This window comes from Streptomyces sp. NPDC039430 (assembly GCF_055639435.1).
This window is the reverse complement of sequence record NZ_JBVKAK010000007.1, coordinates 158,607-183,560: the sequence shown is the minus strand read 5'-3', so window position 1 is coordinate 183,560 and position 24,954 is coordinate 158,607. Positions and strand designations below refer to the sequence as shown.

Below are 24,954 nucleotides of genomic sequence, written 5' to 3'. Positions count from 1 at the left end.
GTTCGCCCCTCTCCTGGTGGAGCTCGGCGCCCCCCTTCCCCCCCCCTCCCCCCCTTCCCCCCCCCCCCCCCCCCCCCGGACCGCTGTTCAGGAGGTTCAGGAGGGACCGGAGGTCTTCCGGCGGCCCGGGAGCGTCACGCGCCGGGGCCGCGGCGGAGCTCCCAGAGGAGCAGTTCCGCCGAGGAGTTGACCGCCCACTCCACACCCGCGATGTCATCGCGGGAGGCGACGTACTGCTTGCCCTGCCAGAGCGGCAGCACCGGTACGTCGTCGGCGACGATGTCCTGGATCCGGCTGAAGGTCTGGGTGGCGGCGCTGCGGTCGGCCTCGCGGCGCGACTGCGGGATCAGCTCGCCGCGCAGTAGGGCGTTGTTGTACGGCATGTTGAGGAAGTTGTCCTTGTCCAGGAACGGCGCGGTGTAGCTGTCCGGGTCCGGGAAGTCGGGGAACCAGCCCATGCCGTAGACCGAGTAGTCGCCCTTGATCTGGTTCGGGCGGAAGGTCTTCCACTCCGTGCCCTTGATGGAGACGTCGAACAGCTTGCTGCTGTTGAGCTGGTCCCTGAGGTTCTCGAACTCCTGCTTCGTCGCCTCGCCGTAGTGGTCGGTGGTGTAGTCCAGCGAGAGCTTCACGGGGGTCTCGATACCGGCCCTCTCCAGCAGGTCGGCGGCCTTGGGCAGGTTGCGGTCGCCGTACTTGTTGAAGAACGAGTTGGTGTGCGTGGCGATGCTCGACGGGATGAGCGAGTACAGCGGCTCGGCCATCGCGCCGTACACCTTGGTGATCAGGTCGCCGCGGTCGATGGTGTACGCCATGGCCTGGCGCACCGCCTTCTCCTTGACGGTCGGGGCGTCGGTGTCGAAGACGAGGTAGCGGATCTCCAGACCCGGCATCTCGGTGAGCTGGATGCCGTCCTTGGGCTTCTCAACCATCGACTGCACCTGCGCGGGCGTCATCGCGCGGGTCATCACATCGATGTCGCCGGCGTCGAGCGCCTTGCCCATGTCGTCCGCGTCCGTGAAGGGCTGAAGCTCGACCTTGTCGTTCTGGATGTTCAGGTCGCCCTTGTAGTCGGGGTTCTTGGTGAAGGTCGCCTTGGTGACGGTGTCGCCCTTGACGTCGGCCGTGAAGTTGTACGGGCCTGAGCCGGACACGTCGAAGCCCGCGCGCAGCTTCGTCGGCGGGTAGTCCTTCTTGCTGACGATGCCGGCCGGCGGCGTGGACAGCTTGTACGGGAAGGTCGCGTCGGGCGTCTTGAGATGGAAGATGATCTCGCGGGCGCCGTCGCTCTCCATCGTGTCGATGTTGGTCAGCAGACCGGCCACACCGCCGGGGTCGTTGATCTTCAGAACCCGTTCCATGGAGTACTTCACGTCGTCGGCCGTGATGAGGTCGCCGCCGGCGAACTTCAGCCCCTCGCGCAGAGTGCAGCGGTAGCTCTCGTTCGCCCGGTCCGTGAACGCGCACTTGGAGGCGGCGTCCGGGACGGGCTTGCCGCCGCCGCGCGGGACGTGCATCAGCGTCTGGATGGTCTGACGCAGGACGTTCCAGGAACCGGTGTCGTACGCGGCGGCCGGGTCCAGCGGGGCGACGGCCTCTTTCGTCGCGATGTACTGGTCCGTGGTGCCCACGACAATGGCCTCGCCGCCGGAGCCACCGTCCGAGCCACCGCAACCGGCGAGCACGGGCACAAGCAGGCCGATCACGGCCGACAGCGCCAAAGTCTTGCGGTTCATCCTGGACGTACTCCCTCATCCGGCACTGAGATACAGCGGTGCAAATGGGAGACTCCGCCGCGCCCACCCGTTCGGGGCAGATGCGATCGGGCCGGGATACAGGGCGATCGGTCCTGTGCGCGTGGCGACTTGGTGGGTCGTCGGGACACGTCGTTGAAGCGGCGAAGTGCTCGCGATGAGATTAGTCGGAGGCTCCGGGAATGCCGGACCGGGCCCGATCTGAAACGTAATCACACAGTGATCGGAAATAGCGGCGCGTGGATATCCGGGCCACGGCAGGAATCACACACCGGCCGATAAACCGGGACACATGGGCACAGTCGGCCCCACCTCGGACCGGCGTGGATCAGCCCCGCTCTCCGCTGTCGATGCGCAGGACAGTGACAAAGGTCACTTCCGCGGTGTTTGAAAGTGACCCGGATTGGAGTCATGGAGGTCACGGAAAATATCCGTGCCAATGCCGAGAGTTTCCGTTCGCCATTCCGGTGCGACTCTCGGTACGCGCGTCAGCGCCCGTGTGTCATCAAACCGCGCAGGAATACCAGATCGACCTCTTCGAGCGAGCCGACGATCGTGCGGCCGGCCGCCGGGGCGATGGGTGCCACGGACGGTACGGCGACCACCCGGCACCCGGCGGCCTCGGCGGCCGCCACGCCGGTGGCCGTGTCCTCGATGACGGCGCAGCGCGCCGGATCGGCGCCCAGGCCCCGCGCGGCGAGCAGATACGGATCGGGGTGCGGCTTGGTGCGGGGCACCTCGTCGCCCGCGACGGTGAGCGCGAAGTTCTCGGGCCCGAGGGAGGCCAGCACCCGGTCGATGATGCGCCGGTGCGAGGCGGAGACCAGGGCGGTGGGCACCTCGTGGGCGGCCAGCTCGGTGAGCAGCCGGTTCGCGCCGGGCATCAGGGGCAGGTCACGCCCGATCCGGTGCTCGAAGGTGTCATTGAGCAGCACGGTCAGTTCGCTGAGGGTGATGGCGGCGCCCGTGGCCTCGATGAGGAAGCTCGCGCTGCGGGTCATGGGCCCGCCGACCACCACTTCGCGCCAGGTCTCGTCGAGGACGTGTCCGAGGGCCTTGAAGACCTCCACCTCGGCTTCCCACCAGAATCCCTCGGTGTCGACCAGGGTGCCGTCCATGTCGAGAAGGACGGCCTGAAGGGCGGAGCCTTCGGCCGTTCGGGTCAGGGACGCGGGGACCGTACTGGTCATCCGGCACACCTCCATGAGGGACGAGAAGGCCGGTCACCTTGCCCGCGGGGTTGCCCCTCCGGGACAGGCGACCGGCCTGCACTGGACCGATAAGTGTACGACTCGTCCGCCGCTCGCGCCGCTCGGTTCCCGGCGGACGGGGACCGAGGTCCCGGCGCGGGCCCCAGGACGGGCTCAGCGCGCGTTGAAGTACTTCGCCTCGGGGTGGTGGATCACGATGGCGTCGGTGGACTGCTCGGGGTGGAGCTGGAACTCCTCGGAGAGCTGGACACCGATGCGCTCCGGCTCCAGCAGTTCCGCGATCTTCGCGCGGTCCTCCAGATCCGGGCAGGCGCCGTAGCCGAGCGAGAAACGGGCGCCCCGGTACTTCAGGGCGAACATGTCCTCGACCTCGGACGGGTCCTCGCCCGCGAAGCCCAGCTCCGAGCGGACCCGGGCGTGCCAGTACTCGGCGAGCGCCTCGGCGAGCTGGACGGAGAGCCCGTGCAGCTCCAGGTAGTCGCGGTAGGCGTTGGCCTCGAACAGCTCCGCGGTCGCCTCACCGATCTTCGAGCCGACGGTGACGACCTGGAGGCCGACCACATCCGTCTCGCCGGACTCCTCGGGGCGGAAGAAGTCCGCCAGGCAGAGGCGGCGGCCGCGGCGCTGGCGCGGGAAGGTGAAGCGGGTGCGCTCGGACCCGTCGTCGTTCAGCAGGATCAGGTCGTCGCCCTTGGACACGCAGGGGAAGTAGCCGTAGACGACGGCGGCTTCCAGCATGTTCTGGGTGTGCATCTGCTCCAGCCAGCCGCGCAGATGGGGCCGGCCCTCGCTCTCCACCAGCTCCTCGTAGCTGGGGCCGCCCTTGCGGGCCTCCTTCAGCCCCCACTGGCCCTTGAAGAGCGCGCCCTCGTCCAGCCAGGAGGCGTACTCCTTGAGCTGGATGCCCTTGACGACGCGGGTGCCCCAGAACGGCGGCGTCGGGATGGGGTTGTCGACGGCGACGTCCGAGCGGGCGGCGCCCTCTTCCGGCCGCTCCTCGACCTCGGTCTGGGGCCTGGCCTTGACCCGGCGCTGCTTCAGCTCGGGCAGGACGGCGCCGGGGACGCCGCGCTTGACGGCGATCAGGGCGTCCATCAGCCGGAGCCCCTCGAACGCGTCGCGCGCGTAGCGGACTTCGCCCTCGTAGATCTCGTGCAGATCCTGCTCGACATAGGCCCGGGTCAGCGCCGCGCCACCGAGGATCACCGGGTAGTCGGCGGCCATCTGCCGCTGGTTGAGCTCTTCCAGGTTCTCCTTCATGATCACGGTCGACTTCACCAGCAGACCGGACATGCCGATGACATCCGCGCGGTGCTCCTCGGCCGCCTCCAGGATCGCGGCGACGGGCTGCTTGATGCCCAGGTTCACCACGTTGTAGCCGTTGTTGGAGAGGATGATGTCGACGAGGTTCTTGCCGATGTCGTGGACGTCGCCGCGGACGGTGGCGAGCACGATGGTGCCCTTGCCGTCGTCGTCGGTCTTCTCCATGTGCGGTTCCAGATGGGCGACCGCGGTCTTCATGACCTCGGCGGACTGGAGGACGAACGGCAGCTGCATCTGGCCGGAGCCGAACAGCTCGCCGACCACCTTCATGCCTTCGAGCAGCGTGTTGTTGACGATGTCGAGGGCCGGGGCGTCCTGGAGGGCCTCGTCGAGGTCGGCCTCCAGGCCGTTCTTCTCGCCGTCGATGATGCGGCGCTGGAGACGCTCGTCCAGCGGCAGGGCGAGCAGTTCCTCGGCCCGGCCGTCCTTCATCGACTTGGTGTTGACGCCCTCGAACAGCTCCATGAGCTTCTGGAGCGGGTCGTAGCCCTCGGCGCGCCGGTCGTAGATCAGGTCGTGGGCGGCCTTGACCTGCTCCTCCTCCAGCCGTGCGATCGGCAGGATCTTGGAGGCGTGCACGATCGCCGAGTCGAGTCCGGCCTTGACGCACTCGTCGAGGAAGACCGAGTTCAGCACGATACGGGCGGCGGGGTTGAGGCCGAAGGAGATGTTGGACAGACCCAGCGTGGTCTGTACGTCGGGGTGGCGGCGCTTCAGCTCGCGGATGGCCTCGATGGTGGCGATGCCGTCGCCCCGCGACTCCTCCTGGCCGGTGCAGATCGTGAAGGTCAGACAGTCGATGAGGATGTCCGACTCGTGGACGCCCCACTTCGTGGTGAGGTCGGTGATCAGCCGTTCGGCGATGGCGACCTTGTGCTCGACGGTACGGGCCTGGCCCTCCTCGTCGATGGTCAGCGCGATGAGCGCGGCGCCGTGCTCCTTGGCCAGCTCGGTGACCTTCGTGAAGCGGGACTCCGGGCCGTCGCCGTCCTCGTAGTTGACGGAGTTGATCACGGCCCGGCCGCCGAGCTTCTCCAGGCCGGCCCGCAGGACGGGCAGCTCGGTGGAGTCCAGCACGATCGGCAGCGTGGAGGCGGTGGCGAACCGGCCCGCCAGCTCGGCCATGTCGGCGACGCCGTCGCGGCCGACGTAGTCCACACAGAGGTCCAGCAGATGGGCGCCCTCGCGGATCTGGTCGCGGGCCATCTCCACACAGTCGTCCCAGCGGCCCTCCAGCATGGCCTCCCGGAATTTCTTGGAGCCGTTCGCGTTGGTCCGCTCGCCGATCGCCAGATACGAGGCGTCCTGGCGGAACGGGACCGTCTGGTAGAGCGAGGCGGCGCCCGGCTCGGGGTGCGGTTCGCGTTCGGTGAGCCGCTGGCCGCGCACCCGCTCGACCACCTGGCGCAGGTGCTCGGGCGTCGTACCGCAGCAGCCGCCCACCAGCGACAGGCCGTACTCGCGGACGAAGGTCTCCTGGGCGTCGGCCAGCTCACCGGCCGACAGCGGGTAGTGCGCCCCGTCCTTGCCCAGGACCGGCAGGCCGGCGTTGGGCATGCAGGAGAGCGGGATCCGGGAGTGCCGGGCGAGATAGCGCAGGTGCTCGCTCATCTCGGCCGGGCCGGTGGCGCAGTTCAGCCCGATCATGTCGATGCCGAGCGGCTCCAGCGCGGTCAGGGCCGCGCCGATCTCCGAGCCGAGGAGCATCGTGCCGGTCGTCTCGACCGTGACCGAGCAGATGATCGGCAGGTTGGTTCCGGTGGCGGTCAGCGCGCGGCGGGCGCCGAGGACGGCGGCCTTGGTCTGGAGCAGGTCCTGCGTGGTCTCGACCAGCAGCGCGTCCGCGCCGCCCGCGATCATGCCCTCGGCGTTCTGCTGGTAGGCGTCGCGCAGTGTGAGATACGGGGCGTGGCCCAGGGTCGGCAGCTTCGTGCCCGGTCCCATCGAGCCGAGCACCCAGCGCTGCTGTCCGGTGGAGGCGGTGAACTCGTCCGCGACCTCGCGGGCGATCCTGGCGCCGGACTCGGCGAGCTCGAAGACCCGCTCGGGGATGTCGTACTCCGCGAGGGCCGCGTAGTTGGTACCGAAGGTGTTCGTCTCCACGCAGTCGACGCCGACCGCGAAGTACTCCTCGTGGACGGAGCGGACGATGTCCGGGCGTGTCACATTCAGGATCTCGTTGCAGCCTTCCAGATTCTGGAAGTCGTCCATCGTCGGATCCTGTGCCTGGAGCATCGTGCCCATCGCGCCGTCGGCGACCACCACGCGGGTGGCGAGCGCCTCGCGGAGGGCTTCGATACGGGTCCGGCTGTCAGTGGAGGGGCTCGGCGACGAGGCCATGAAAGTACTCCCGTGGATGCGACGGCTGTCGGCTTTGCGCCCGCTGGAGCAGGGCGCACCCGGCAAGGGTAGCCGGGCGGCCTCCGATCCGGTGCGGCATCCCAGCGGGCGGACGGCATCCTGTCCACGGGAAGATCCGGGGCGCGCGGTCTTGACAGATCCTCTCGATGGAGAGAGAAGGTCGGCATCGACCGATAGTGTTCAGCATTGTCGAACGTAGTGGAGGTCCGGGGCCGATGGCGAAGAACATCCAGTCGCTGGAACGGGCGGCGGCGATGCTGCGGCTGCTCGCGGGCGGCGAGCGCCGGCTCGGCCTGTCCGAGATCGCCTCCTCGGTCGGGCTGGCCAAGGGCACCGCGCACGGCATCCTGCGCACGCTCCAGGCGGAGGGCTTCGTCGAACAGGACGCCACCTCGGGCCGCTATCAGCTCGGGGCCGAGCTGCTGCGCCTCGGCAACAGCTATCTGGACGTGCACGAGCTGCGCTCCCGCGCCCTGGTCTGGACGGACGACCTGGCCAGGTCGTCCGGCGAGAGCGTCCATCTGGGCGTCGTGCACCAGCAGGGCGTCCTGATCGTCCACCACGTCTTCCGGCCGGACGACAGCCGGCAGGTGCTTGAGGTGGGGGCCATGCAGCCGCTGCACTCCACCGCGCTCGGAAAGGTGCTCTCGGCGTACGACCCGGTGGCGCACAGCGAGGCGGTGGAGGGCGACCGCGCGGATTTCACCCCGCGGACCATCACCGGTCTGGCGGAGTTCGAGTCGGTGCTGGACCTGACCAGGGCGCGCGGCTGGGCCGCGGACATGGAGGAGACCTGGGAGGGCGTGGCCGCGGTGGCCGCTCCCATTCACGACCGGCGGCGGATGCCGGTGGGCGCCATCGCCATCACCGGCGCGGTCGAGCGGCTCTGCCCGGCCGGCGAACTGCGCTCCGAGCTGGTCGCGGCGGTCCGCGAATGCGCCCGCGCGGTTTCCAGGGACATCGGCGCCGGGCGGTTTTGAACCGAATGCCGGATCATCGGTACTGATCGAGGTTTCGGTCACTGAACCCTTGACGACGCTGCACCACAGGACAAAACTGCCGTTCAACGGTCGGCATTGTCGAACACTTACCGGCAATACAAGTTAGTGTGTGACAACGCCAAGGGCCGGTAGCCCTCGCCCGAGGGCGCGGACCACTGGTATGAGCCGGCGGTTTGTCTTTCCCTGGACGAAGGAGTCTCGGGTGTCCAACTTCGACATCTTCATAGGTGAGGTCACGGGCACCGCCCTGCTGATCCTCCTCGGTGGCGGCGTGGTCGCAGGCGTCGTTCTCAAGCGTTCCAAGGCTCAGAACGCGGGCTGGCTCGCCATCAGCTTCGGCTGGGGCTTCGCCGTCATGGTCGGCGCCTATGTGTCGGCCCCCTTCTCCGGCGCTCTGCTCAACCCGGCGCTCACGCTCGGTCTGGCGATCGAGGGCGGCGTCAAGTGGGGCGATGTCCCGCTCTACATCGGCTCCCAGCTGCTGGGCGCGATGATCGGCGCGTTCCTGGTCTGGGTGGCCTATCTGGGCCAGTTCAAGGCTCATCTGACCGACCCGGAGATCCTCGCGGCGCAGCCCGCGGTCGAGGGGCTCGTGGACCAGAAGGCGGCACCCAAGGCGGGGCCGGTGCTCGGCGTCTTCTCCACCGGGCCCGAGGTCCGCAACGTCCTGCAGAACGTACTCACGGAGATCATCGGCACATTCGTCCTGGTCATCGCGATCCTCACGCAGGGCCTGAACAACTCGGGCAACGGCCTCGGCACGCTCGGTGTCCTGATCACCTCCTTCGTCGTCGTGGCCATCGGTCTCTCGCTGGGCGGCCCCACCGGGTACGCCATCAACCCGGCCCGGGACCTCGGCCCGCGTATCGTTCACGCGCTCCTGCCGCTGCCGAACAAGGGCGGCTCCGACTGGACGTACGCCTGGATCCCGGTGGTCGCGCCTCTGATCGGCGGCGCGCTGGCGGGCGGTTACTACAACTGGGCCCTCGTGTAAGCCCCCTCCACCCCCGCATCGAACAGGAGCAGACACCGTGAGCGACACCACCACCACCGGAACGTCCTCCCACGGGACGGGGCCGTTCATCGCGGCCATCGACCAGGGCACCACCTCCAGCCGTTGCATCGTCTTCGACCGGGACGGCCGTATCGTCGCGGTCGACCAGAAGGAGCACGAGCAGATCTTTCCCCGGCCCGGGTGGGTGGAACACAACGCCGAGGAGATCTGGACGAACGTCCAGGAAGTCGTGGCGCGGGCGATCGAGAAGGCGGGCATCACCTCCGCCGACGTCAAGGCGATCGGCATCACCAACCAGCGTGAGACGACCCTCCTCTGGGACAAGAACACCGGTGAGCCCGTCCACAACGCCATCGTCTGGCAGGACACCCGCACCGACGCGCTCTGCCGTGAACTGGGCCGCAATGTCGGCCAGGACCGCTTCCGCCGCGAGACCGGCCTGCCGCTCGCGAGCTACTTCGCGGGGCCGAAGGCCCGCTGGCTGCTCGACAACGTCGAGGGCCTGCGCGAGCGCGCCGAGCGCGGCGAGATCCTCTTCGGCACGATGGATTCCTGGGTCATCTGGAATCTGACCGGCGGCACCGACGGCGGGGTGCATGTCACGGACGTCACCAACGCCTCCCGCACGATGCTGATGAATCTGCACACCATGGCGTGGGACCCGAAGATCCTGGACTCGATGGGGGTCCCGGCCGCGATCCTGCCGGAGATCCGCTCCTCCGCCGAGGTGTACGGGAACGCCAAGGGCGGCGCCCTGGACGGCATCCCGGTCGCCTCCGCGCTCGGTGACCAGCAGGCGGCGCTGTTCGGCCAGACCTGTTTCGCCGAGGGCGAGGCCAAGTCGACGTACGGCACCGGCACCTTCATGCTGATGAACACCGCGCACAAGCCGGTCAACTCGTACAACGGCCTGCTGACGACCGTCGGCTACCGCATCGGGGACCAGCAGGCGGTGTACGCGCTGGAGGGCTCCATCGCCGTCACCGGCTCGCTGGTGCAGTGGATGCGCGACCAGATGGGCCTGATCAACTCCGCGGCCGAGATCGAGACCCTGGCGTCGTCGGTCGAGGACAACGGCGGCGCGTACTTCGTCCCCGCGTTCTCCGGTCTCTTCGCCCCGCACTGGCGCCCCGACGCGCGCGGGGTGATCGCCGGTCTGACCGGCTATGTCACCAAGGCGCACATCGCCCGCGCGGTGCTGGAGGCCACGGCCTGGCAGACCCGCGAGATCAGCGACGCCATGACCAAGGACTCCGGCGTCGAGCTGACCGCGCTCAAGGTCGACGGCGGGATGACCTCCAACAATCTGCTGATGCAGACGCTCGCCGACGTCCTCGACGCACCCGTGGTGCGTCCGATGGTCGCCGAGACCACCTGCCTCGGCGCCGCCTACGCCGCGGGGCTGGCCGTGGGCTTCTGGCCGGACACCGACGCGCTGCGCGCCAACTGGCGCAGGGCCGCCGAGTGGACGCCCCGCATGGACGCGGACACCCGCGACCGTGAGTACAAGAACTGGCTCAAGGCCGTCGAGCGCACCATGGGCTGGCTCGACGACGACGACAGCTGACCGACCGTCAGCCGCCTCGCCGGTGAGCCGGTGAGATCCGAAGAGGAGTGAAGAATGAGCACCCTGCAGCGCGTTCCCGCACTGGGGACGCACCCGGCCGGCGGTTCCCTGCCGACCCGTGCCGAGACCCGGGATCAACTGTCCAACGCGACGTACGACCTCCTGGTGATCGGCGGCGGCATTCTGGGCATCTCCACCGCCTGGCATGCCTCCCAGTCGGGACTGCGGGTGGCCCTGGTGGACGGTGGCGATTTCGCCGGCGCCACCTCGTCCGCCTCCTCGAAGCTGCTCCACGGCGGGCTGCGCTATCTGCAGACCGGCGCGGTGAAGCTGGTGGCGGAGAACCACTTCGAGCGCCGTGCGGTGTCCCGGCAGGTGGCACCGCATCTGGCCAATCCGCTCACCTTCTATCTGCCGGTCTACAAGGGCGGACCGCACGGCGCGGCCAAGCTCGGCGCGGGCGTCTTCGCCTACTCCGCGCTCTCCGCGTTCGGTGACGGTGTCGGCCATGTGATCAGCCCGGCCAAGGCGCGGCGGGCCGTGCCCGAGCTGCGTACGGACAATCTGAAGGCCGTCGCCGTCTACGGGGACGACCAGATGAACGACGCGCGGATGGCGCTGATGACTGTGCGCGCCGCCGTCGACTCGGGCGCCACCGTCCTCAACCACGCCGAGGTCACCGGCTTGCGCTTCACCCAGGGGCGGGTGACCGGCGCCGACCTGAGGGACCGGATGGACGGTACGGAGTTCGGCGTCGACGCCAGGCTCGTGCTCAACGCCACCGGCCCCTGGGTCGACCATCTGCGGAAGATGGAGAACCCGGACGCGGCGCCCTCCATCCGGCTCTCCAAGGGCGCGCATCTCGTGCTCAGGCGCACCGCCCCGTGGAAGGCCGCGCTCGCGACCCCCATAGACAGGTACCGCATCACCTTCGCCCTCCCCTGGGAGGACATGCTGCTGCTCGGCACCACGGACGAGGAGTACGAGGGCGAGCCCGGGGATGTGGCGGTCAACGAGAAGGACATCCACCAGATCCTGGACGAGGCGGCCTTCTCGGTCCGCGACCAGCAGCTGAGCCGCGATCTGATCACCTACTCCTTCGCCGGTCTGCGGGTGCTGCCCGGCGGTCCTGGCGACACCTCCAAGGCCAAGCGCGAGACGGTGGTGACCGAGGGCCGCGGCGGCATGCTGTCGGTCGCCGGCGGCAAGTGGACGACCTTCCGGCATATCGGCCGTACGGTGCTCGCCAAGCTGGAGTCCCTGCCGGGCCATCCGCTGGGCCAGGGCATGGAGCCCGTCTCGCGGCTGCCGAAGAAGCTGCCGCTGCCCGGTATCGCCAGCCCGAACGCGGTCGCCCACCGGCTGCTGATCGACGGCGGCGGTACGGGGCCGTCGATGGCCGTGGACACCGCCCGCCATCTCGCCACCCACTACGGCTCGCTGGCCTTCGACATCGTCCGGCTGGCGAACGAGTACCCGGCGCTGAGCGAGCGGATCCATCCGGACGCCCCGGAGATCTGGGCCCAGGTCGTCTACGCCCGGGACCACGAGTGGGCCGAGACCGTGGACGACGTACTGCGCCGCCGTACGACACTGACGATCCGCGGCCTGGACACGGAGGACATCCGCTCCCGGGTCGGGACGCTGCTCCGCGACCGGGGCTGAGACGCGCGCGGCCGGAACGCGCGGCCACGGGCACATCCGTACGAATGGAGGGGCACTCCCGGCCGGCGAGTGCCCCTCCCGGGCGTCCGGGGACGCATAATGGGGGCCGATACATCGGATGTATGGAGGTCGCCCATGGCTGTCACCGACGAGGCCATCGAGAAGATCAAGGGAATGATCGTCTCCGGCGCGCTGCGCCCGGGAGACCGCCTCCCCAAGGAGAGCGAACTCGCCGCCGAGCTGGGCCTGTCCCGCAACTCGCTGCGCGAGGCGGTGCGCGCGCTGTCGCTGATCCGCATCCTCGACGTACGGCAGGGCGACGGCACGTACGTCACCAGCCTCGACCCCCAGCTGCTGCTGGAAGCGCTCAGCTTTGTCGTGGACTTCCACCGCGACGACACGGTGCTGGAGTTCCTGGCCGTACGGCGCATCCTGGAGCCGGCCGCGACCGCGATGGCGAGCGCCCGGATAACCGAGGCGGAACTCGACGCGCTGAGCGACCAGTTGGACGCCCTGGGAGAGCGGCCCTCGGTGGAGCAGCTGGTCGCCGCCGATCTGGAATTCCACCGGGGGATCGTGCAGTCGTCGGGCAACTCGGTGCTCTGCTCGCTCCTGGACGGGCTCTCCGGGCCGACGACCCGGGCCAGGATCTGGCGCGGGCTGACCCAGGAGGACGCGGTCAGCCGTACGCTCCACGAGCACCGGGCGATCCTGGCGGCGCTCAGGGACCGGGACGCCGAAGCGGCCCGGTCCTGGGCGACGGTCCATATCGCGAGCGTGGAGATGTGGCTGAGATCCACACTCTGAGGTTCCGCACGGGCCCGCCTCGGCGGGCGGGCCCCACGGGTCAGTCCTGCTTCTCGCCGCTCGCGAAGCGCGAGATGACCAGCGCGACGATGATGATCGCGCCGTTCAGGAACTGGTTCCAGAGCGCGGGAACACCCCCGAGGGTCATCACATTGACGACCAGCTGAAGGGTCAGCACGCCGGTCAGCGCTCCGAAGAGCGTGCCGCGCCCGCCCTTCAGGCTGATGCCGCCGATCACCGCGGCGGCGAAGACCTGGAAGATCCAGCCGTTGCCCTGCGTGGCCGCGACCGAGCCGTAGTGGCCGGTGTAGAGGATGCCCGCGAAGGCCGCGAGCAGCCCGCCGATGGCGAGCACGATCCAGGTGATCCGGTCCACCCGGATCCCGGCGGCGCGGGCCGCCTCCGGGTTGCCGCCGATGGCGTACAGCGAACGGCCGTGGCGCAGCCAGGCGAGGGCCGCGCCGCCGATCGCGAAGAGCGCCAGACAGATCCAGACGGCGGCGGGGGCGCCCAGCCAGTCGGTCTTGCCCAAGTACCGGAAGGACTCCGGGACATCGGTGATCGACTTGCCCTCGGTGATGCCGATGTGGAGCCCGCGCAGCATCGTGAGCATGCCGAGCGTGGCGATGAAGCCGTTGACGCGCAGCTTCAGCATCAGGAAGCCGTTGACCGCGCCGATGGCCATGCCGACCAGCAGACAGGCGGGGATGGCCATCCAGACCGGCAGCAGGTCGAGTCCGGCGAACCGGCCGCCTTCGGAGGGCAGGACCAGCCACATGGCGATGACCGGCGCGATCCCGATCGTCGACTCCAGTGACAGGTCCATCCGGCCGCAGATCAGGATCAGCGCCTGGCCGAGCACCAGCAGGCTCAGCTCGGAGGACTGCTGGACGACGCTGATCAGATTGCTGGAGGTGAGGAAGACCGGCGAGACGATGAAGCCGATCACCATCAGCACCAGGATCACCGGCACCAACGAGAAGTCGCTCCACCGGATGAGCCGGATCCGGTTCAGCGGGCTCGCGCCGTCGGCCTCCTCGGCCACCGGCGGACGCATCGTCTCGGTCATTCCCGCTCCCCCACACCTTCCATGGCGGCGACCAGTTCCCGGTCGGTCCACCCGCTTCCGAACGAAGCCACCACACGCCCGTGGAACAGGGCGAGTACCCGGTCGCACACCCGCAGATCGTCCAGCTCGTCCGAGACGATCACGGCCGCGCTGCCCTCGTCCGCCACCCGGCGCACCACGCCGAGCAGCGAGTCCTTCGATTTGATGTCGACGCCCGCGGTGGGCCGCAGGGCGATCAGCGCGCTGGGTCCGCGCGCCAGGGCGCGGGCGACGACGACCTTCTGCTGATTGCCGCCCGACAGCCCGGAGACCGGCTGCTCGGGGCCCTGGGTCTTGATGTCCAGCGACTCGATCATGCCTCGGGCGAACTCCCTGGTCCGCGAGGGCAGTACGGTCCCCCACGGGCCGAGCTGGTCGGTGACCGTGAGCGTGGCGTTCTCGGCGACGCTGCGGTCCAGGACGAGCCCCTGGCGGTGCCGGTCCTCGGGGATGTAGCCGATGCCCGCGTCGAGCGCGTGCGGAACACTGCCGGGCTTCACGGTACGGCCGCGTACGGATATCCGCCCCGAGGTCGCCGCCCGCATCCCGGCGAGCGTCTCACCGAGCGCGGTGTTGCCGCTGGCCGCGGCTCCGGCAAGGCCGAGCACCTCACCGGGCCGTACGGCGAGATCCAGCGGCTCGAACTCGCCGTCCAGCGCCAGTGCCTCGGCCCTCAGTACGGGCTCGGCCGCCGTGTCCCGGGCGTCCGACGGGTCCGACAGGTCCGTCGTGTCCGCGCGCGCGGCGTGCCAGGAGGTGGCCGTCCCCGCGGACTCGCCGGTCATCGCCGTCACCAGCTCCGCCTTGGACAGCTCGGCGACCGGAGCGGTCAGCACATGGCGGGCGTCCCGGTAGACCGTGACGGCGGTGCACAGTTCGTACACCTCCTGGAGATGGTGGGAGATGAAGAGGAACGCCACACCCTGGTCACGCAGTTCACGCAGCTTGTCGAAGAGCCGCTGGATGCCGCGCGCGTCGAGCTGCGCCGTGGGCTCGTCCAGGATGATGAGCCGGGCGCCGAAGGACAGCGCCCGCGCGATCTCGACGAACTGCCGCTGCTCGACCGGGAGATCCTTGGCGCGGGCGTCGGGGTCGACGTCGACCCCGTACCCGGCGAGCAGTTCGCGCGCCTGCCGGCGCAGCCCCCGCCAGCTGATGAACCGGCGCGCGCCGGCCCCGGATCCCCGCACTCCGTAGTCGTTGAGGAACAGGTTCTCGGCGACGGTCAGATCGGGCACGACCATCGACTTCTGGTACACGCAGGCGACCTTGGACTGCCAGGCCGAGGTGTCCCCGAAGGCGGGCGCGGGCTCGCCGCCGAAGGTGACCTCGCCCGCGTCCGGCCTGTGCAGCCCGGTGAGCACACTGACCAGGGTGGATTTGCCCGCGCCGTTGCGCCCGACGAGCGCGTGGGACTCGCCGGGCCGTACGGTGAGCCGGACACCGTCGAGCGCCACTGTGGGACCGAAGCGCTTGACGATGCCTTCCGCGTGGACGGCGGCGGGGGCCCGCTGCTTCTGTTCCATGGCTAGCTCTTCTTCTCCAGCTGGTTGGCCCAGAGCTTCGGGTCGTCCACGTTCTCCTTGGTCACCAGCGGCGCGGGGAGCTGGTCCTCGAAGCCGTTCGGGATCTTGATGATCGTGGAGTCGTGATCGGTCGGCCCCTCCTTGGGCGTCGTGCCCGCCAGGGCCTGCTTCGCCCAGTACAGCGCGTACTTGGCGTACAGGTCGGCCGGCTGGGAGACCGTGGCGTCGATCTTCCCCTCCCGGATCGCGTCCAGCTCCTCCGGGATGCCGTCGTTGGAGATGATCGTGATGTGCCCCGCCTCGCCGGGCGCCTTGAGGAGCTTCTTCTGCTCCAGCAGGGCCAGCGTCGGCTGGAGGAAGACGCCGCCCGCCTGCATGTAGATGCCGTTGATGTCGGGGTGGGCGGCCAGCGTCGACTGGAGCTTCGCCGAGGCCACGTCGCCCTTCCACTCGGTGGCCAGCTCGAAGACCTTGATACCGGGGAACTTCTCGTCCATGCAGGACTTGAACGCCTCGGACCGGTCACGGCCGTTGATGGAGGAGAGGTCGCCCTGGAACTCGACGACCTTGCCCTTGCCCTTGAGCTGCTCACCCAGGTACTCGCAGGCCTTCTGGCCGTACGCGCGGTTGTCGGCCCGTACGACCATGTAGACGTCGCCCTTGTCGGGCCGGGTGTCGACGCTGATGACGGGGATCTTCTTCTCGCTCAGCGTCTGGAGCGTCTCGGCGATCGCGCCGGTGTCCTGCGGCGCCATGACGACGGCCTTGGCGCCCTGGTCGGTGAAGACCTGGACATTGGAGACGAGCTTGCCGATGTCGTTCTGCGAGTTGGTCAGGGAGAGCGCGTCGACCTCGCCGTCCTTGACGCCCTTCTCGACGTACTGCTGATAGGAGTTCCAGAAGTCGCTGTCGCTGCGCGGCAGGTCGATACCGACCTTGCCGCCGCCTGCTGCGTCGCTGCCCTGGTCGCGATTGCAGCCCGCGAGGGCGGTCACGGCCAGCAGCACGGCGCAGGCCGAGGCGCTCGTCGTACGGAGTCTGCGAAGTGGGGGGCGCCCCACGGGGTGTCGCGGCATGGTTTGTACCGTCCTTTGTCCCTGTTGCATGCGTGAGTACGGCTCAGGCGGGGCGCAGGCGCAGGCCCTGCATTCCGCCGTCGACCGGGAGCGCCGTGCCGGTGACGGCGGCGGCGGCCGGGCTGGCGAGATAGGCGACCGCGGCGGCGACCTCGTCCGCGCCGACCAGCCGCCCCGTGGGCTGGCGCGCTTCGAGGGCGGCGCGTTCGGCCGCGGGGTCCTGGGCCTGGTCGAGCAGTCTGCCGACCCAGGGCGTATCGGCGGTGCCGGGGTTGACGCAGTTGACGCGGATACCCTCGCGGACATGGTCGGCGGCCATCGCCAGGGTCAGCGAGAGGACCGCCCCCTTGCTGGCGCTGTACAGGGCACGCTGGGGCAGCCCCGCGGTGGCCGCGATGGAACAGGTCTGGGTGACCGAGACGCAGCCGGGCCGTTCGGCGGCGGTACGGCGCAGATGGGGCAGCGCGTGCCGCGCGGTACGGACCATGCCGAGGACATTGATGTCGAGGACCCGGGCCCACTCCTCGTCGGGGTTGTCCACGACGGTGCCGATGGCCCCGACCCCCGCGTTGGAGACGACCGTGTGCAGCCCGCCGAACTCCTCGGCCGCCGCGTCCACCGCCGCCCGTACCGCCGCGTCGTCGGTGACATCCGCGGTGAGGGCCAGCGTCCCGGCGGGTGCTCCGGCGCTCTCCCGGTCCAGTACGGCGACCCGGGCGCCCCGCGCGAGCAGCAGGGTCGCGACGGCCGCCCCGATCCCCGAGGCGCCGCCGGTCACGAGCGCGCCGAGCCCGGCGAAATCCTGTACCTGTCCTGACTCCGCGGCGGTCATGCGCCGGCCTCCTCGGTGGTGCGACGTGCCTGCCAGACGGGCCCGTCGGGGTAGGTGTGCGCGGCGATGGACTCGGGGAGCATCCGGGCGGAGAAGCCCGGTGCGCTCGGTGCCCGATAGCGCGCGGAGACGACCACCGCCGGGTCGGCGAAGTGCTCGTGGAGATGGTCGACGTACTCGATGACGCGGCCCTCCAGGCTGCCGGAGACGGCGATGTAGTCGAACATCGAGAGATGCTGGACCAGTTCACAGAGCCCGACACCGCCCGCGTGGGGGCAGACGGGCACACCGAACTTGGCCGCGAGCAGCAGGATCGCCAGATTCTCGTTGACGCCGGCGACCCGGGCCGCGTCGATCTGGACGTAGTCGACGGCGCCCGCCTGGAGCAGTTGTTTGAAGACGACCCGGTTGGCGACATGCTCGCCGGTGGCCACCTTGACCGGCTGGCCGGCCCGGATGGCGGCGTGGCCGAGGATGTCGTCGGGGCTGGTCGGCTCCTCGATCCAGTGCGGTTCGTACGGCGCGAGGGCCGACATCCAGCGCACCGCCTCGGCCACGTCCCAGCGCTGGTTGGCGTCGACGGCGATCCGGATGCCGGGGCCGACGGCGGCGCGGGCCAGCTTCATCCGCCGGACGTCGTCGTCGAGATCGCCGCCGACCTTCAGCTTGATCTGTTCGAAGCCGTCGGCGACCGCCTGCTCGGCGAGCGTCACCAGTTTGGCGTCGTCGTAGCCGAGCCAGCCGGGCGAGGTGGTGTACGCGGGGTACCCCTCGGCCCGCAGCCGGGCGGTGCGCTCCGCGCGCCCCGGCTCCGCGGCGCGCAGGATGTCCAGCGCCTCGTCCGGGGTGAGGGCGTCGGTCAGATAGCGGAAGTCGACGAGCGAGACCAGCTCTTCCGGCGTCATCGCGGCGAGGAACTCCCAGACGGGTCTGCCCGCGCTCTTCGCCGCGAGATCCCAGGCGGCGTTGATGACGGCGCCCGCCGCCATGTGCATCACGCCCTTCTCCGGGCCGAGCCAGCGCAGTTGTGAGTCATGGGTCAGCTCGGTGGAGAGCGCGGCGAGATCGGCCGCGGTGCGCGGGGCCGGGCGCCCGACCACGTAGGGGCGCAGCGCCCCGATGGCGGCCGCGGTGACGTCGTTGCCGCGCCCGATGGTGAAGCAGAGGCCGTGCCCCTCCGCGCCGTCGTCGGTACGCAGGACCACATAGGCGGCGGAGTAGTCGGGATCGGGGTTCATCGCGTCGGAGCCGTCGAGCTGTTCCGAGGTGGGGAAGCGGATGTCGTGAACCTCGAATCCCGTGACGGTCTGACTCATACATGCCCCTTGAGAAGAACATCGGATCTCTTTTGGTCATCCGATGTATAGCGTCGTGGGCGCCCGATCGTCCAGGCCCGGGACGAAAATTACGATCACAGCTCGGATGAATCACCGGTGCGGGACCGTGATTCTTTGGGCTATGCCCTGGTACGGCGAAGTTCACCTTGCCGGGCAAGGGGCTGCGGGCGGGCAGGCGTGAAGCCGTAAGGTTGGTGCGTACAAGAGGGAACTTCGGAAGGAGGCACTGGGTGATCGAGCTCGACGGGGTTCCCGAGCTGATCGACCCGGTCATGGTGGCCGCGTTCGAGGGCTGGAACGACGCGGGCGACGCGGCCTCCACCGCGGTGGCTCATCTGGACCGGGAGTGGAAGGGCGAGGTGTTCGCGGCGCTGGACGCCGAGGACTACTACGACTTCCAGGTCAACCGGCCCACGGTCTATCTGGAGGGCGGCCTGCGGAAGATCACCTGGCCGACCACCCGGCTCTCCGTGGTGCGGGTCGGCGGTGAGAAGCCCCGTGATCTGGTGCTGGTCCGCGGGATCGAGCCGTCCATGCGCTGGCGCTCGTTCTGCAACGAGCTGCTGGGCTTCGCCCATGAGCTGGGCGTGGAGATGGTGGTCATCCTGGGCGCGCTGCTCGGCGACACCCCGCACACCCGGCCGGTGCCGGTCAGCGGGGTCACCTCGGACACGGACCTGGCCAGGACGATGGACCTGGAGGAGACCCGGTACGAGGGGCCGACCGGCATCGTCGGCATCCTCCAGGAGGCCTGCACGCACGCGGGGGTGCCCGCGGTGAGTCTGTGGGCCGCCGTACCGCACTATGTGTCGCAGCCGCCCAACCCCAAGGCGACGCTGGCGCTCCTCAACCGGCTTGAGGACCTCATCGGCCTCCGTATCCCGCAGGGTGAACTGGCCGAGGACGCACGGGCGTGGCAGCTGGGGGTGGACCAACTGGCCGCCGAGGACAGCGAGGTGGCGGAGTACGTCCAGTCGCTGGAGGAGGCGCGGGACACCGCGGAGCTTCCCGAGGCGTCCGGCGAGGCCATCGCCCGGGAGTTCGAGCGGTATCTGCGCCGGCGTGACGGCGATCCCGGTCAGGGGCCGGGAGGCCATGCCTCGGAGAGTGGTGAGGGTCCGCCCTATCTGCGCGACACGCCGGGTGGCCGGCGCCGTCCGCAGAAGCCGCCGCGCGGCGGCCCCGACACGGGCAAGGGCCCTGAGCAGGGTCCGGGACCCGAGCGGGGCTCGGGACCCGCGCCGGACACCGGTCCTGACGGGGGCACAGGCTCCGAGGACGAGGGTCCCGCCGAGGACTGAGCGCGCACCGGGACCCGCACCGGGAACGCACGCCGGGGCCGGGAAGTGCGCCGGGGCCGGGAAGCATGGCACGAGAAGTACGGCACCAGAAGTACGGCACGAGCGGGGCGGCGCCTTCCTGGCACCGCCCCGCTCCCGTACCGCCGTACCGCTGCCGTACCGCTCCGTACCAGCCGCACCGCTTCCGTACGGCCGTTCCCCGGCGCCGGCATCCGCCGGGGCAAGGCCCCTTACAGCGCGACTCCGAGCAGCGCGTCGACCGCGCGGGACACCACTCCGGGCGCCCCCTCGTCCGTACCGCCCGCGGTCTCCTGGAGCGCCGCCCAGCGGTCGACGGCCACGAGCGCCGCGGGGGCGTCCAGATCATCCGCCAGCGCCGCGCGGATCTCGTCGACCACCGCCTCGGCCGAGGGCCCGTCGGGCCGTGACACCGCGGCCCGCCAGCGCGCCAGCCGCTCCACGGCGTCCTGGAGCACCTGGTCCGTCCACTCCCAGTCGGAGCGGTAGTGGTGCGCGAGGAGGGCGAGCCGGATCGCCGCCGGGTCCACGCCCTCGCGGCGCAGCGTCGAGACGAAGACCAGATTGCCCTTGGACTTGGACATCTTCTCGCCGTCCAGCGCGACCATTCCGGCGTGCACATAGGCACGGGCGAACGGATGCTCACCGGTCAGCGCCTGGGCGTGCGAGGCGCCCATCTCGTGGTGCGGGAAGGCCAGATCGCTGCCGCCGCCCTGGACGTCGAAGCCCATGCCCAGATGGTCCAGGGCGATGGCCACACACTCGATGTGCCAGCCCGGCCGGCCGCGGCCGAGACTGCCTCCGTCCCAACTCGGCTCACCCGGACGCGCGGCCAGCCAGAGGATCGGGTCGAGGGGGTTCTTCTTGCCGGGCCGGTCGGGGTCACCGCCGCGCTCGGCGGAGAGCAGCCGCATGGTCTCCGCGTCGAGGCGTGAGACCTCGCCGAAGTGCGGGTCGGCCTCCACCGAGAAGTAGACGTCACCGTCGAGTTCGTACGCGGCCCCGGCGTCGCGCAGCCGCTCCACCAGCGGCACGATGCCCGGTATCGCCTCCACGGCCCCGATGTAGTGCTGGGGCGGCAGCATACGAAGGGCGGTCATGTCCTCCCGGAAGAGCGCCGTCTCGCGCTCCGCGAGCCCGGTCCAGTCCTCTCCGTCGCGCTGCGCCCGCTCCAGCAACGGATCGTCGATATCCGTCACGTTCTGGACGTAGTGAACCTGCCGCTTGGTGTCGAGCCACACGCGCTGAACGAGGTCGAACGCGTTGTAGGTCGCCGCGTGACCCATATGGGTCGCGTCGTACGGGGTGATGCCGCAGACGTAGATACGGGCGACGGGACCGGGCTCAAGGGTGACTCGGCCGTCGGTCGCGGTGTCGTGAATCCTGAGGTCGCGGCCCTTGCCAGGCAGGGCGGGGACCTCGGAAGCGGGCCAGGCATGCATGTCATGAGCGTAACCGGATGGATGTTCCGCATACGAACCGGATGGGTGGTCCTGGCCTGTTGGGCGCTCTTGCGCGATCCGCCGCGGTCTGCTCCGGACCATCGGGCGGCACCGGCGCCCCAGGTCGCACGGCCCGCGCCGGTCCGGTCTCAGGCCGTGGTCAGACGGGTGGCCAGGGGATCGCGGGCCACTGGCCGGAGGGTTCGGGGTGCCGGCCCGTGTGGCGCAGCTCACTCACGCGGGACCGGATGGCGTCGGTCTCGGCCACGGTGAGCAATTCGGCCAGCCGGGTGGCGAGGGGCGCGCCCTCGGTCAGGGCCTCCGCCAGCCGGGCGAGTACGTCGAGCACCGGTGCGGGCAGGGGCTCGCCGGCCCAGCCCCACAGCAGGGTGCGCAGCTTGTCCTCGACGTTGAAGGTGACGCCGTGGTCGATGGCGTACAGCCGGCCCTCGGGCGCGGGCAGCAGATGGCCGCCCTTGCGGTCGCCGTTGTTGATCACGGCGTCGAGCACGGCGAGGCGGCGCAGCCGCTCGTCGTCTGCGTGCACCAGCAGAGCGGTCTCCCCCTCGCCGACCTCGGCGAGGCCGATCGCCTTCCAGCCCTCGCCGGGCTCCTCCTCCTCGACGAGGGCCAGCAGCGGCGCCGCCGTCCCGTCCGTGTCCGCCTCGATCCACAGCTGGCACATGCCCTCGCCGTGGGGTCCGTCCCGCAGCACGGTCGGGGGCACCAGCCCCCAGCCGGTCGCCTCGGAGACCTCGTACGCCGCCACCTCGCGCTGGGCGAGCGTGCCGTCGGGAAAGTCCCACAGGGGGCGTTCGCCCGCGACGGGCTTGTAGACGCAGTGGGCCTCCTCCCCCTCGTACGAGACGGAGCAGTAGAGCACCGCGTTGGACGCCTCGCGGATCCGCCCGAGCACCGTCAGCTCGCCCTTGGTGAGGAGATCGACCGCCGTCACGCTCCTCGGCGGTATCCGTTCTGGCGCGGGCATACATGTCCTTCCGGATCGAGCGGCAGGCTGCACAGCGGGCACGGCGGGCGGCCGGCGTTGACCACGTCCAGAGCGCGTTTGGCGAAGGCCCTGGCCTGGGCGCCGGTCAGCCGGACGCGGAGCATCGGAGGGCCGTTCTCCTCGTCCTGGAGCAGTCGCTCCTCGGCCTCGGCGAGATCCTCGTCGGTGTCGGCGTCCAGCTCGACGAGCGCCTGCGCCTCGACGATCATGCGTTGTTCGTCGCCGTCCCAGGCCAGCGCCATCGTGCCGACCCGGAACTCCTCCTCCACCGGGGCGTCGAGCGGCGCGGAGTCGGCGACGTCGGAGGGTGCCATGGCGGGTACGGGGGCATTGCCGCCGGTACGGCGTACGACCTCGTCGAGCAGCTCGTCGATCCGCTCGGCGAGCGCGGCCACCTGGGTCTTCTCCAGGGCGACGCTGGTCACGCGCCCTGCGGCGGAAGCCTGCAGGAAGAACGTACGGCGTCCAGGCAGCCCGACCGTACCGGCCACGAAGCGGTCCGGTGGGTCGTAGAGGAACACCTGACGGGACACGTCCTGATCTCCCTTGGAAATCGTCGGTTACGGCACATCGGTCTGGCACGGGGCCGGAATCGCGACGGGCGGGCCGCGGGTCCCGGGATGCCCCTGGATCGCGCGGACGGCGCGTCCACCCTACTGCGCGGAGCGATCACGGTGCTCCCGCTCCGCCTCCCACAACACCGCTGCCGCCGCCGGTGTTCTCACGCGGCGCCAGCCCGGCAAGCTCGCCGGTGTCGCCGAGCCGCAGCACGAAGGGGCGCAGCCGCGTGTAGCGGACCGCCGTGACCGAGCAGGGATCCACATGGATCCGCTGGAAAAGATCCAGATGCATGCCCAGGGCGTCCGCCACGAGCGCCTTGATGATGTCCCCGTGCGAGCACATCAGGAACGCGGCGTCCTCGCCGTGCTCCTCGTCGACGCGCGCGTTCCACTCCCGTACGGCGTCCACGGCGCGCGCCTGCATCGCGCGCATCGACTCGCCCCCGGGGAAGACGGCGGCCGAGGGATGCTGCTGCACGACCGTCATCAGCGGCTCGTCGGCCAGTTCGGCGAGCTTGCGGCCGGACCAGTCGCCGTAATGGCACTCCCCGATCCGGTCGTCGGTCCGGAGGGTCAGCTCGGGCCGGGCGTCCAGCAGCGGCTGGAGGGTCTCCCGGCAGCGCTGCAACGGGCTGCTGACGACGGCGGCGAGCGGCACCCGGGCGAGCCGTCCGGGCAGCGCCGCGGCCTGGGCGGCGCCGCGCTCGTCGAGGGCGACCCCCGGCGTCCAGCCCGCGAGCAGCCCCGCGGTGTTGGCGGTGGACCGTCCATGACGTACGAGGATCAACGTGGCCATGCCCGCCAGCGTAGGCGGTCGGTACGGCAGCGTCATGGGCCGGTGCGTGCCCGGGGGATGCGGGCGGGTACCGGAAGAGGGAGAATGCCCGCCGTGATCGTGGACTGTGCCATCTACCGCGACGGACGCCGCTCCGACGGCCCCGCCGACTTCTCCGACGCCCTCGCCGAGGCGCGCGCCACGGGCGACGCGTTCCTCTGGCTCGGGCTGCACGAGGCCACGACGCACGAGTTCGACCTCGTGAGCAGCGAGTTCGGGCTGCATCCGCTGGCCGTGGAGGACGCGCTCACCGCCCATCAGCGGCCCAAGCTGGAGATCTACGACGACTCGCTGTTCATGGTCCTGAAGCCGGTGCTGTACGACGACGAGCACGACATCGTCACCTCCGGTGAGCTGATGGTCTTCGTCGGCGACTCGTTCGTGGTGACGGTCCGGCACGGCGAGGGCGCTCCGCTGACGGACGTACGGCAGCGGCTCGAAGCGGAGCCCGAGGTCCTCAAGCACGGCCCCACGGCGGTCCTGTACGCGGTCAGTGACGCGATCGTGGACCACTACATCGAGGTGGCCGGTGAGCTCCAGGTCGATCTTGAGGAGCTGGAGGAGGAGGTCTTCGCGCCGAGCGGGGGCGACGGCGGATCCGGGTCGTCCGGATCGCGACGGGGGCCGGGACCGAAGACCCGCTCGGGGTCCGTGACGCCGACCGCGGAACGGATCTACAACTTCAAGCGGCAGGTGATGGAGTTCCGCCGGGCCACCGGCCCGCTGGCGGCGCCGATGGCCCGGCTCGCGGGCCCCGGGGTGCCGTTCGTCGACACGGGCTCGCAGCCGTTCTTCCGGGACGTCAACGACCATCTGCTGCACGCCAACGAGCAGGTGGACGGGCTCGACCGGCTGCTTTCCGACATCCTGGCGGCGCACCTCGCGCAGATGGGGGTGCGGCAGAACGACGACATGCGGAAGATCTCGGCGTGGGCGGCGATGGCGGCCGTCCCCACGCTGGTCGCGGGGATCTACGGGATGAACTTCGCGTACATGCCGGAGCTGGGGTACGTGTGGGCGTACCCGGCGGTGCTCGCCTTCATGGCGGTCGTGGTCTTCGGGCTGCACCGGGCGTTCAAGCGTCGCGGCTGGCTCTGACCCGCCGGTGTGTCAGGGGCGGACGCGCTGCTCCAGAAGGCCGGCGTGGTCCGGAAGGCGGGCCCGGTTCAGAGGCCGGCGCGGTTCAGTGGTTGGCGCGGTTCAGAG

At 70.1% G+C, this 24,954-nt stretch carries 19 protein-coding genes; 7 read left to right on the top strand and 12 right to left on the bottom strand.

All coding sequences use genetic code 11. The annotated features are described in order from the left end of the window. Positions 1-134: 134 nt before the first annotated feature. The 3 genes from ACZ7LS_RS19520 to metH form a co-directional block, all read right to left on the bottom strand. Positions 135-1,736 (bottom strand): ABC transporter substrate-binding protein, encoded by a 1,602-nt coding sequence (locus ACZ7LS_RS19520; RefSeq protein WP_382520067.1) that lies wholly within the window; start codon positions 1,734-1,736, stop codon positions 135-137. A 506-nt stretch (positions 1,737-2,242) separates the two neighbouring features. Further along, complete coding sequence (locus ACZ7LS_RS19515; protein ID WP_382520069.1) at positions 2,243-2,944, bottom strand: HAD family hydrolase; 702 nt, start codon at positions 2,942-2,944, stop codon at positions 2,243-2,245. Positions 2,945-3,118: 174 nt separating this feature from the next. Then, positions 3,119-6,628: a methionine synthase gene (gene metH, locus ACZ7LS_RS19510; RefSeq protein WP_382520071.1), complete on the bottom strand. Its 3,510-nt coding sequence runs from the start codon at positions 6,626-6,628 to the stop codon at positions 3,119-3,121. Between the two features lie 236 nt (positions 6,629-6,864). Here metH and ACZ7LS_RS19505 point away from each other — a divergent pair, with 236 nt between their 5' ends. The 5 genes from ACZ7LS_RS19505 to ACZ7LS_RS19485 all read left to right on the top strand — a co-directional run bounded on the left by ACZ7LS_RS19505 (position 6,865) and on the right by ACZ7LS_RS19485 (position 12,704). Continuing rightward, positions 6,865-7,629, top strand: coding sequence for an IclR family transcriptional regulator (locus ACZ7LS_RS19505; protein ID WP_382520072.1), 765 nt, complete (start codon positions 6,865-6,867; stop codon positions 7,627-7,629). Between the two features lie 223 nt (positions 7,630-7,852). Then, positions 7,853-8,644, top strand: coding sequence for an MIP/aquaporin family protein (locus ACZ7LS_RS19500; RefSeq protein WP_356514145.1), 792 nt, complete (start codon positions 7,853-7,855; stop codon positions 8,642-8,644). Between the two features lie 37 nt (positions 8,645-8,681). Beyond that, entirely contained in the window at positions 8,682-10,232 is a 1,551-nt protein-coding gene (gene glpK / locus ACZ7LS_RS19495; RefSeq protein ID WP_382520074.1) for a glycerol kinase GlpK, read from the top strand. Between the two features lie 54 nt (positions 10,233-10,286). Next, a complete protein-coding gene (locus ACZ7LS_RS19490; protein ID WP_382520075.1) occupies positions 10,287-11,897 on the top strand; it encodes a glycerol-3-phosphate dehydrogenase/oxidase in 1,611 nt (536 codons plus the stop codon). Positions 11,898-12,032: 135 nt separating this feature from the next. Then, complete coding sequence (locus tag ACZ7LS_RS19485) at positions 12,033-12,704, top strand: FadR/GntR family transcriptional regulator (RefSeq protein WP_382671116.1); 672 nt, start codon at positions 12,033-12,035, stop codon at positions 12,702-12,704. Between the two features lie 40 nt (positions 12,705-12,744). Here ACZ7LS_RS19485 and ACZ7LS_RS19480 read toward each other — a convergent pair whose 3' ends face one another. From ACZ7LS_RS19480 to ACZ7LS_RS19460, 5 genes are read right to left on the bottom strand one after another with little or no spacing between them, the layout of a single operon-like run. Then, positions 12,745-13,773 carry an ABC transporter permease gene (locus ACZ7LS_RS19480; protein WP_382520077.1) on the bottom strand — a complete coding sequence of 343 codons (1,029 nt, stop codon included), beginning with the start codon at positions 13,771-13,773 and terminating at the stop codon, positions 12,745-12,747. Further along, the gene (locus ACZ7LS_RS19475; RefSeq protein WP_385135982.1) at positions 13,770-15,338 is read right to left on the bottom strand and encodes a sugar ABC transporter ATP-binding protein; all 1,569 of its coding nucleotides are present in this window, start codon (positions 15,336-15,338) and stop codon (positions 13,770-13,772) included. Before ACZ7LS_RS19475 ends, ACZ7LS_RS19480 begins: the two co-directional genes overlap by 4 nt. A 2-nt stretch (positions 15,339-15,340) precedes the next feature. Continuing rightward, on the bottom strand, positions 15,341-16,414 hold the full coding sequence (locus ACZ7LS_RS19470; protein ID WP_382520081.1) for a sugar ABC transporter substrate-binding protein: 1,074 nt from the start codon (positions 16,412-16,414) through the stop codon (positions 15,341-15,343). Between the two features lie 43 nt (positions 16,415-16,457). Continuing rightward, positions 16,458-17,246 (bottom strand): SDR family NAD(P)-dependent oxidoreductase, encoded by a 789-nt coding sequence (locus ACZ7LS_RS19465; protein WP_385135985.1) that lies wholly within the window; start codon positions 17,244-17,246, stop codon positions 16,458-16,460. Continuing rightward, positions 17,243-18,562, bottom strand: a complete 1,320-nt coding sequence (locus tag ACZ7LS_RS19460; protein ID WP_382520085.1) for an enolase C-terminal domain-like protein — start codon at positions 18,560-18,562, stop codon at positions 17,243-17,245. The genes ACZ7LS_RS19465 and ACZ7LS_RS19460 overlap by 4 nt, the downstream gene beginning before the upstream one ends. 251 nt (positions 18,563-18,813) lie before the next feature. Here ACZ7LS_RS19460 and ACZ7LS_RS19455 point away from each other — a divergent pair, with 251 nt between their 5' ends. Continuing rightward, complete coding sequence (locus tag ACZ7LS_RS19455; RefSeq protein ID WP_382520087.1) at positions 18,814-19,884, top strand: PAC2 family protein; 1,071 nt, start codon at positions 18,814-18,816, stop codon at positions 19,882-19,884. Between the two features lie 230 nt (positions 19,885-20,114). Here the strand turns inward: ACZ7LS_RS19455 and mshC are convergent, their stop codons facing one another. From mshC to ACZ7LS_RS19435, 4 genes are all read right to left on the bottom strand, one after another. Then, positions 20,115-21,344 carry a cysteine--1-D-myo-inosityl 2-amino-2-deoxy-alpha-D-glucopyranoside ligase gene (mshC, locus tag ACZ7LS_RS19450; RefSeq protein ID WP_382671106.1) on the bottom strand — a complete coding sequence of 410 codons (1,230 nt, stop codon included), beginning with the start codon at positions 21,342-21,344 and terminating at the stop codon, positions 20,115-20,117. Between the two features lie 160 nt (positions 21,345-21,504). Beyond that, complete coding sequence (locus ACZ7LS_RS19445) at positions 21,505-22,332, bottom strand: SCO1664 family protein (protein ID WP_382520091.1); 828 nt, start codon at positions 22,330-22,332, stop codon at positions 21,505-21,507. After that, positions 22,296-22,886, bottom strand: coding sequence for a DUF3090 domain-containing protein (locus ACZ7LS_RS19440; protein ID WP_382520093.1), 591 nt, complete (start codon positions 22,884-22,886; stop codon positions 22,296-22,298). Before ACZ7LS_RS19440 ends, ACZ7LS_RS19445 begins: the two co-directional genes overlap by 37 nt. Before the next feature lie 136 nt (positions 22,887-23,022). Further along, the gene (locus tag ACZ7LS_RS19435; protein ID WP_382520095.1) at positions 23,023-23,709 is read right to left on the bottom strand and encodes a histidine phosphatase family protein; all 687 of its coding nucleotides are present in this window, start codon (positions 23,707-23,709) and stop codon (positions 23,023-23,025) included. Between the two features lie 84 nt (positions 23,710-23,793). On the opposite strand from ACZ7LS_RS19435, the gene ACZ7LS_RS19430 reads away from it, so the two are divergent. Continuing rightward, positions 23,794-24,846, top strand: a complete 1,053-nt coding sequence (locus ACZ7LS_RS19430; protein ID WP_382520097.1) for a magnesium and cobalt transport protein CorA — start codon at positions 23,794-23,796, stop codon at positions 24,844-24,846. Positions 24,847-24,954: the final 108 nt, after the last annotated feature.

What these genes read in the sequence shown, in the direction of transcription:
- metH (WP_382520071.1), bottom strand. Translation starts at nt 6,628, where the DNA reads ATGGCCTCGTCGCCGAGCCCCTCCACTGACAGCCGGACCCGTATCGAA.
- ACZ7LS_RS19460 (WP_382520085.1), bottom strand. Translation starts at nt 18,562, where the DNA reads ATGAGTCAGACCGTCACGGGATTCGAGGTTCACGACATCCGCTTCCCC.
- mshC (WP_382671106.1), bottom strand. Translation starts at nt 21,344, where the DNA reads ATGCATGCCTGGCCCGCTTCCGAGGTCCCCGCCCTGCCTGGCAAGGGC.
- ACZ7LS_RS19475 (WP_385135982.1), bottom strand. Translation starts at nt 15,338, where the DNA reads ATGGAACAGAAGCAGCGGGCCCCCGCCGCCGTCCACGCGGAAGGCATC.
- ACZ7LS_RS19505 (WP_382520072.1), top strand. Translation starts at nt 6,865, where the DNA reads ATGGCGAAGAACATCCAGTCGCTGGAACGGGCGGCGGCGATGCTGCGG.
- ACZ7LS_RS19445 (WP_382520091.1), bottom strand. Translation starts at nt 22,332, where the DNA reads ATGCCCGCGCCAGAACGGATACCGCCGAGGAGCGTGACGGCGGTCGAT.
- ACZ7LS_RS19490 (WP_382520075.1), top strand. Translation starts at nt 10,287, where the DNA reads ATGAGCACCCTGCAGCGCGTTCCCGCACTGGGGACGCACCCGGCCGGC.
- ACZ7LS_RS19465 (WP_385135985.1), bottom strand. Translation starts at nt 17,246, where the DNA reads ATGACCGCCGCGGAGTCAGGACAGGTACAGGATTTCGCCGGGCTCGGC.
- ACZ7LS_RS19485 (WP_382671116.1), top strand. Translation starts at nt 12,033, where the DNA reads ATGGCTGTCACCGACGAGGCCATCGAGAAGATCAAGGGAATGATCGTC.
- ACZ7LS_RS19515 (WP_382520069.1), bottom strand. Translation starts at nt 2,944, where the DNA reads ATGACCAGTACGGTCCCCGCGTCCCTGACCCGAACGGCCGAAGGCTCC.
- ACZ7LS_RS19435 (WP_382520095.1), bottom strand. Translation starts at nt 23,709, where the DNA reads ATGGCCACGTTGATCCTCGTACGTCATGGACGGTCCACCGCCAACACC.
- ACZ7LS_RS19430 (WP_382520097.1), top strand. Translation starts at nt 23,794, where the DNA reads ATGCCCGCCGTGATCGTGGACTGTGCCATCTACCGCGACGGACGCCGC.
- ACZ7LS_RS19470 (WP_382520081.1), bottom strand. Translation starts at nt 16,414, where the DNA reads ATGCCGCGACACCCCGTGGGGCGCCCCCCACTTCGCAGACTCCGTACG.
- ACZ7LS_RS19480 (WP_382520077.1), bottom strand. Translation starts at nt 13,773, where the DNA reads ATGACCGAGACGATGCGTCCGCCGGTGGCCGAGGAGGCCGACGGCGCG.
- ACZ7LS_RS19520 (WP_382520067.1), bottom strand. Translation starts at nt 1,736, where the DNA reads ATGAACCGCAAGACTTTGGCGCTGTCGGCCGTGATCGGCCTGCTTGTG.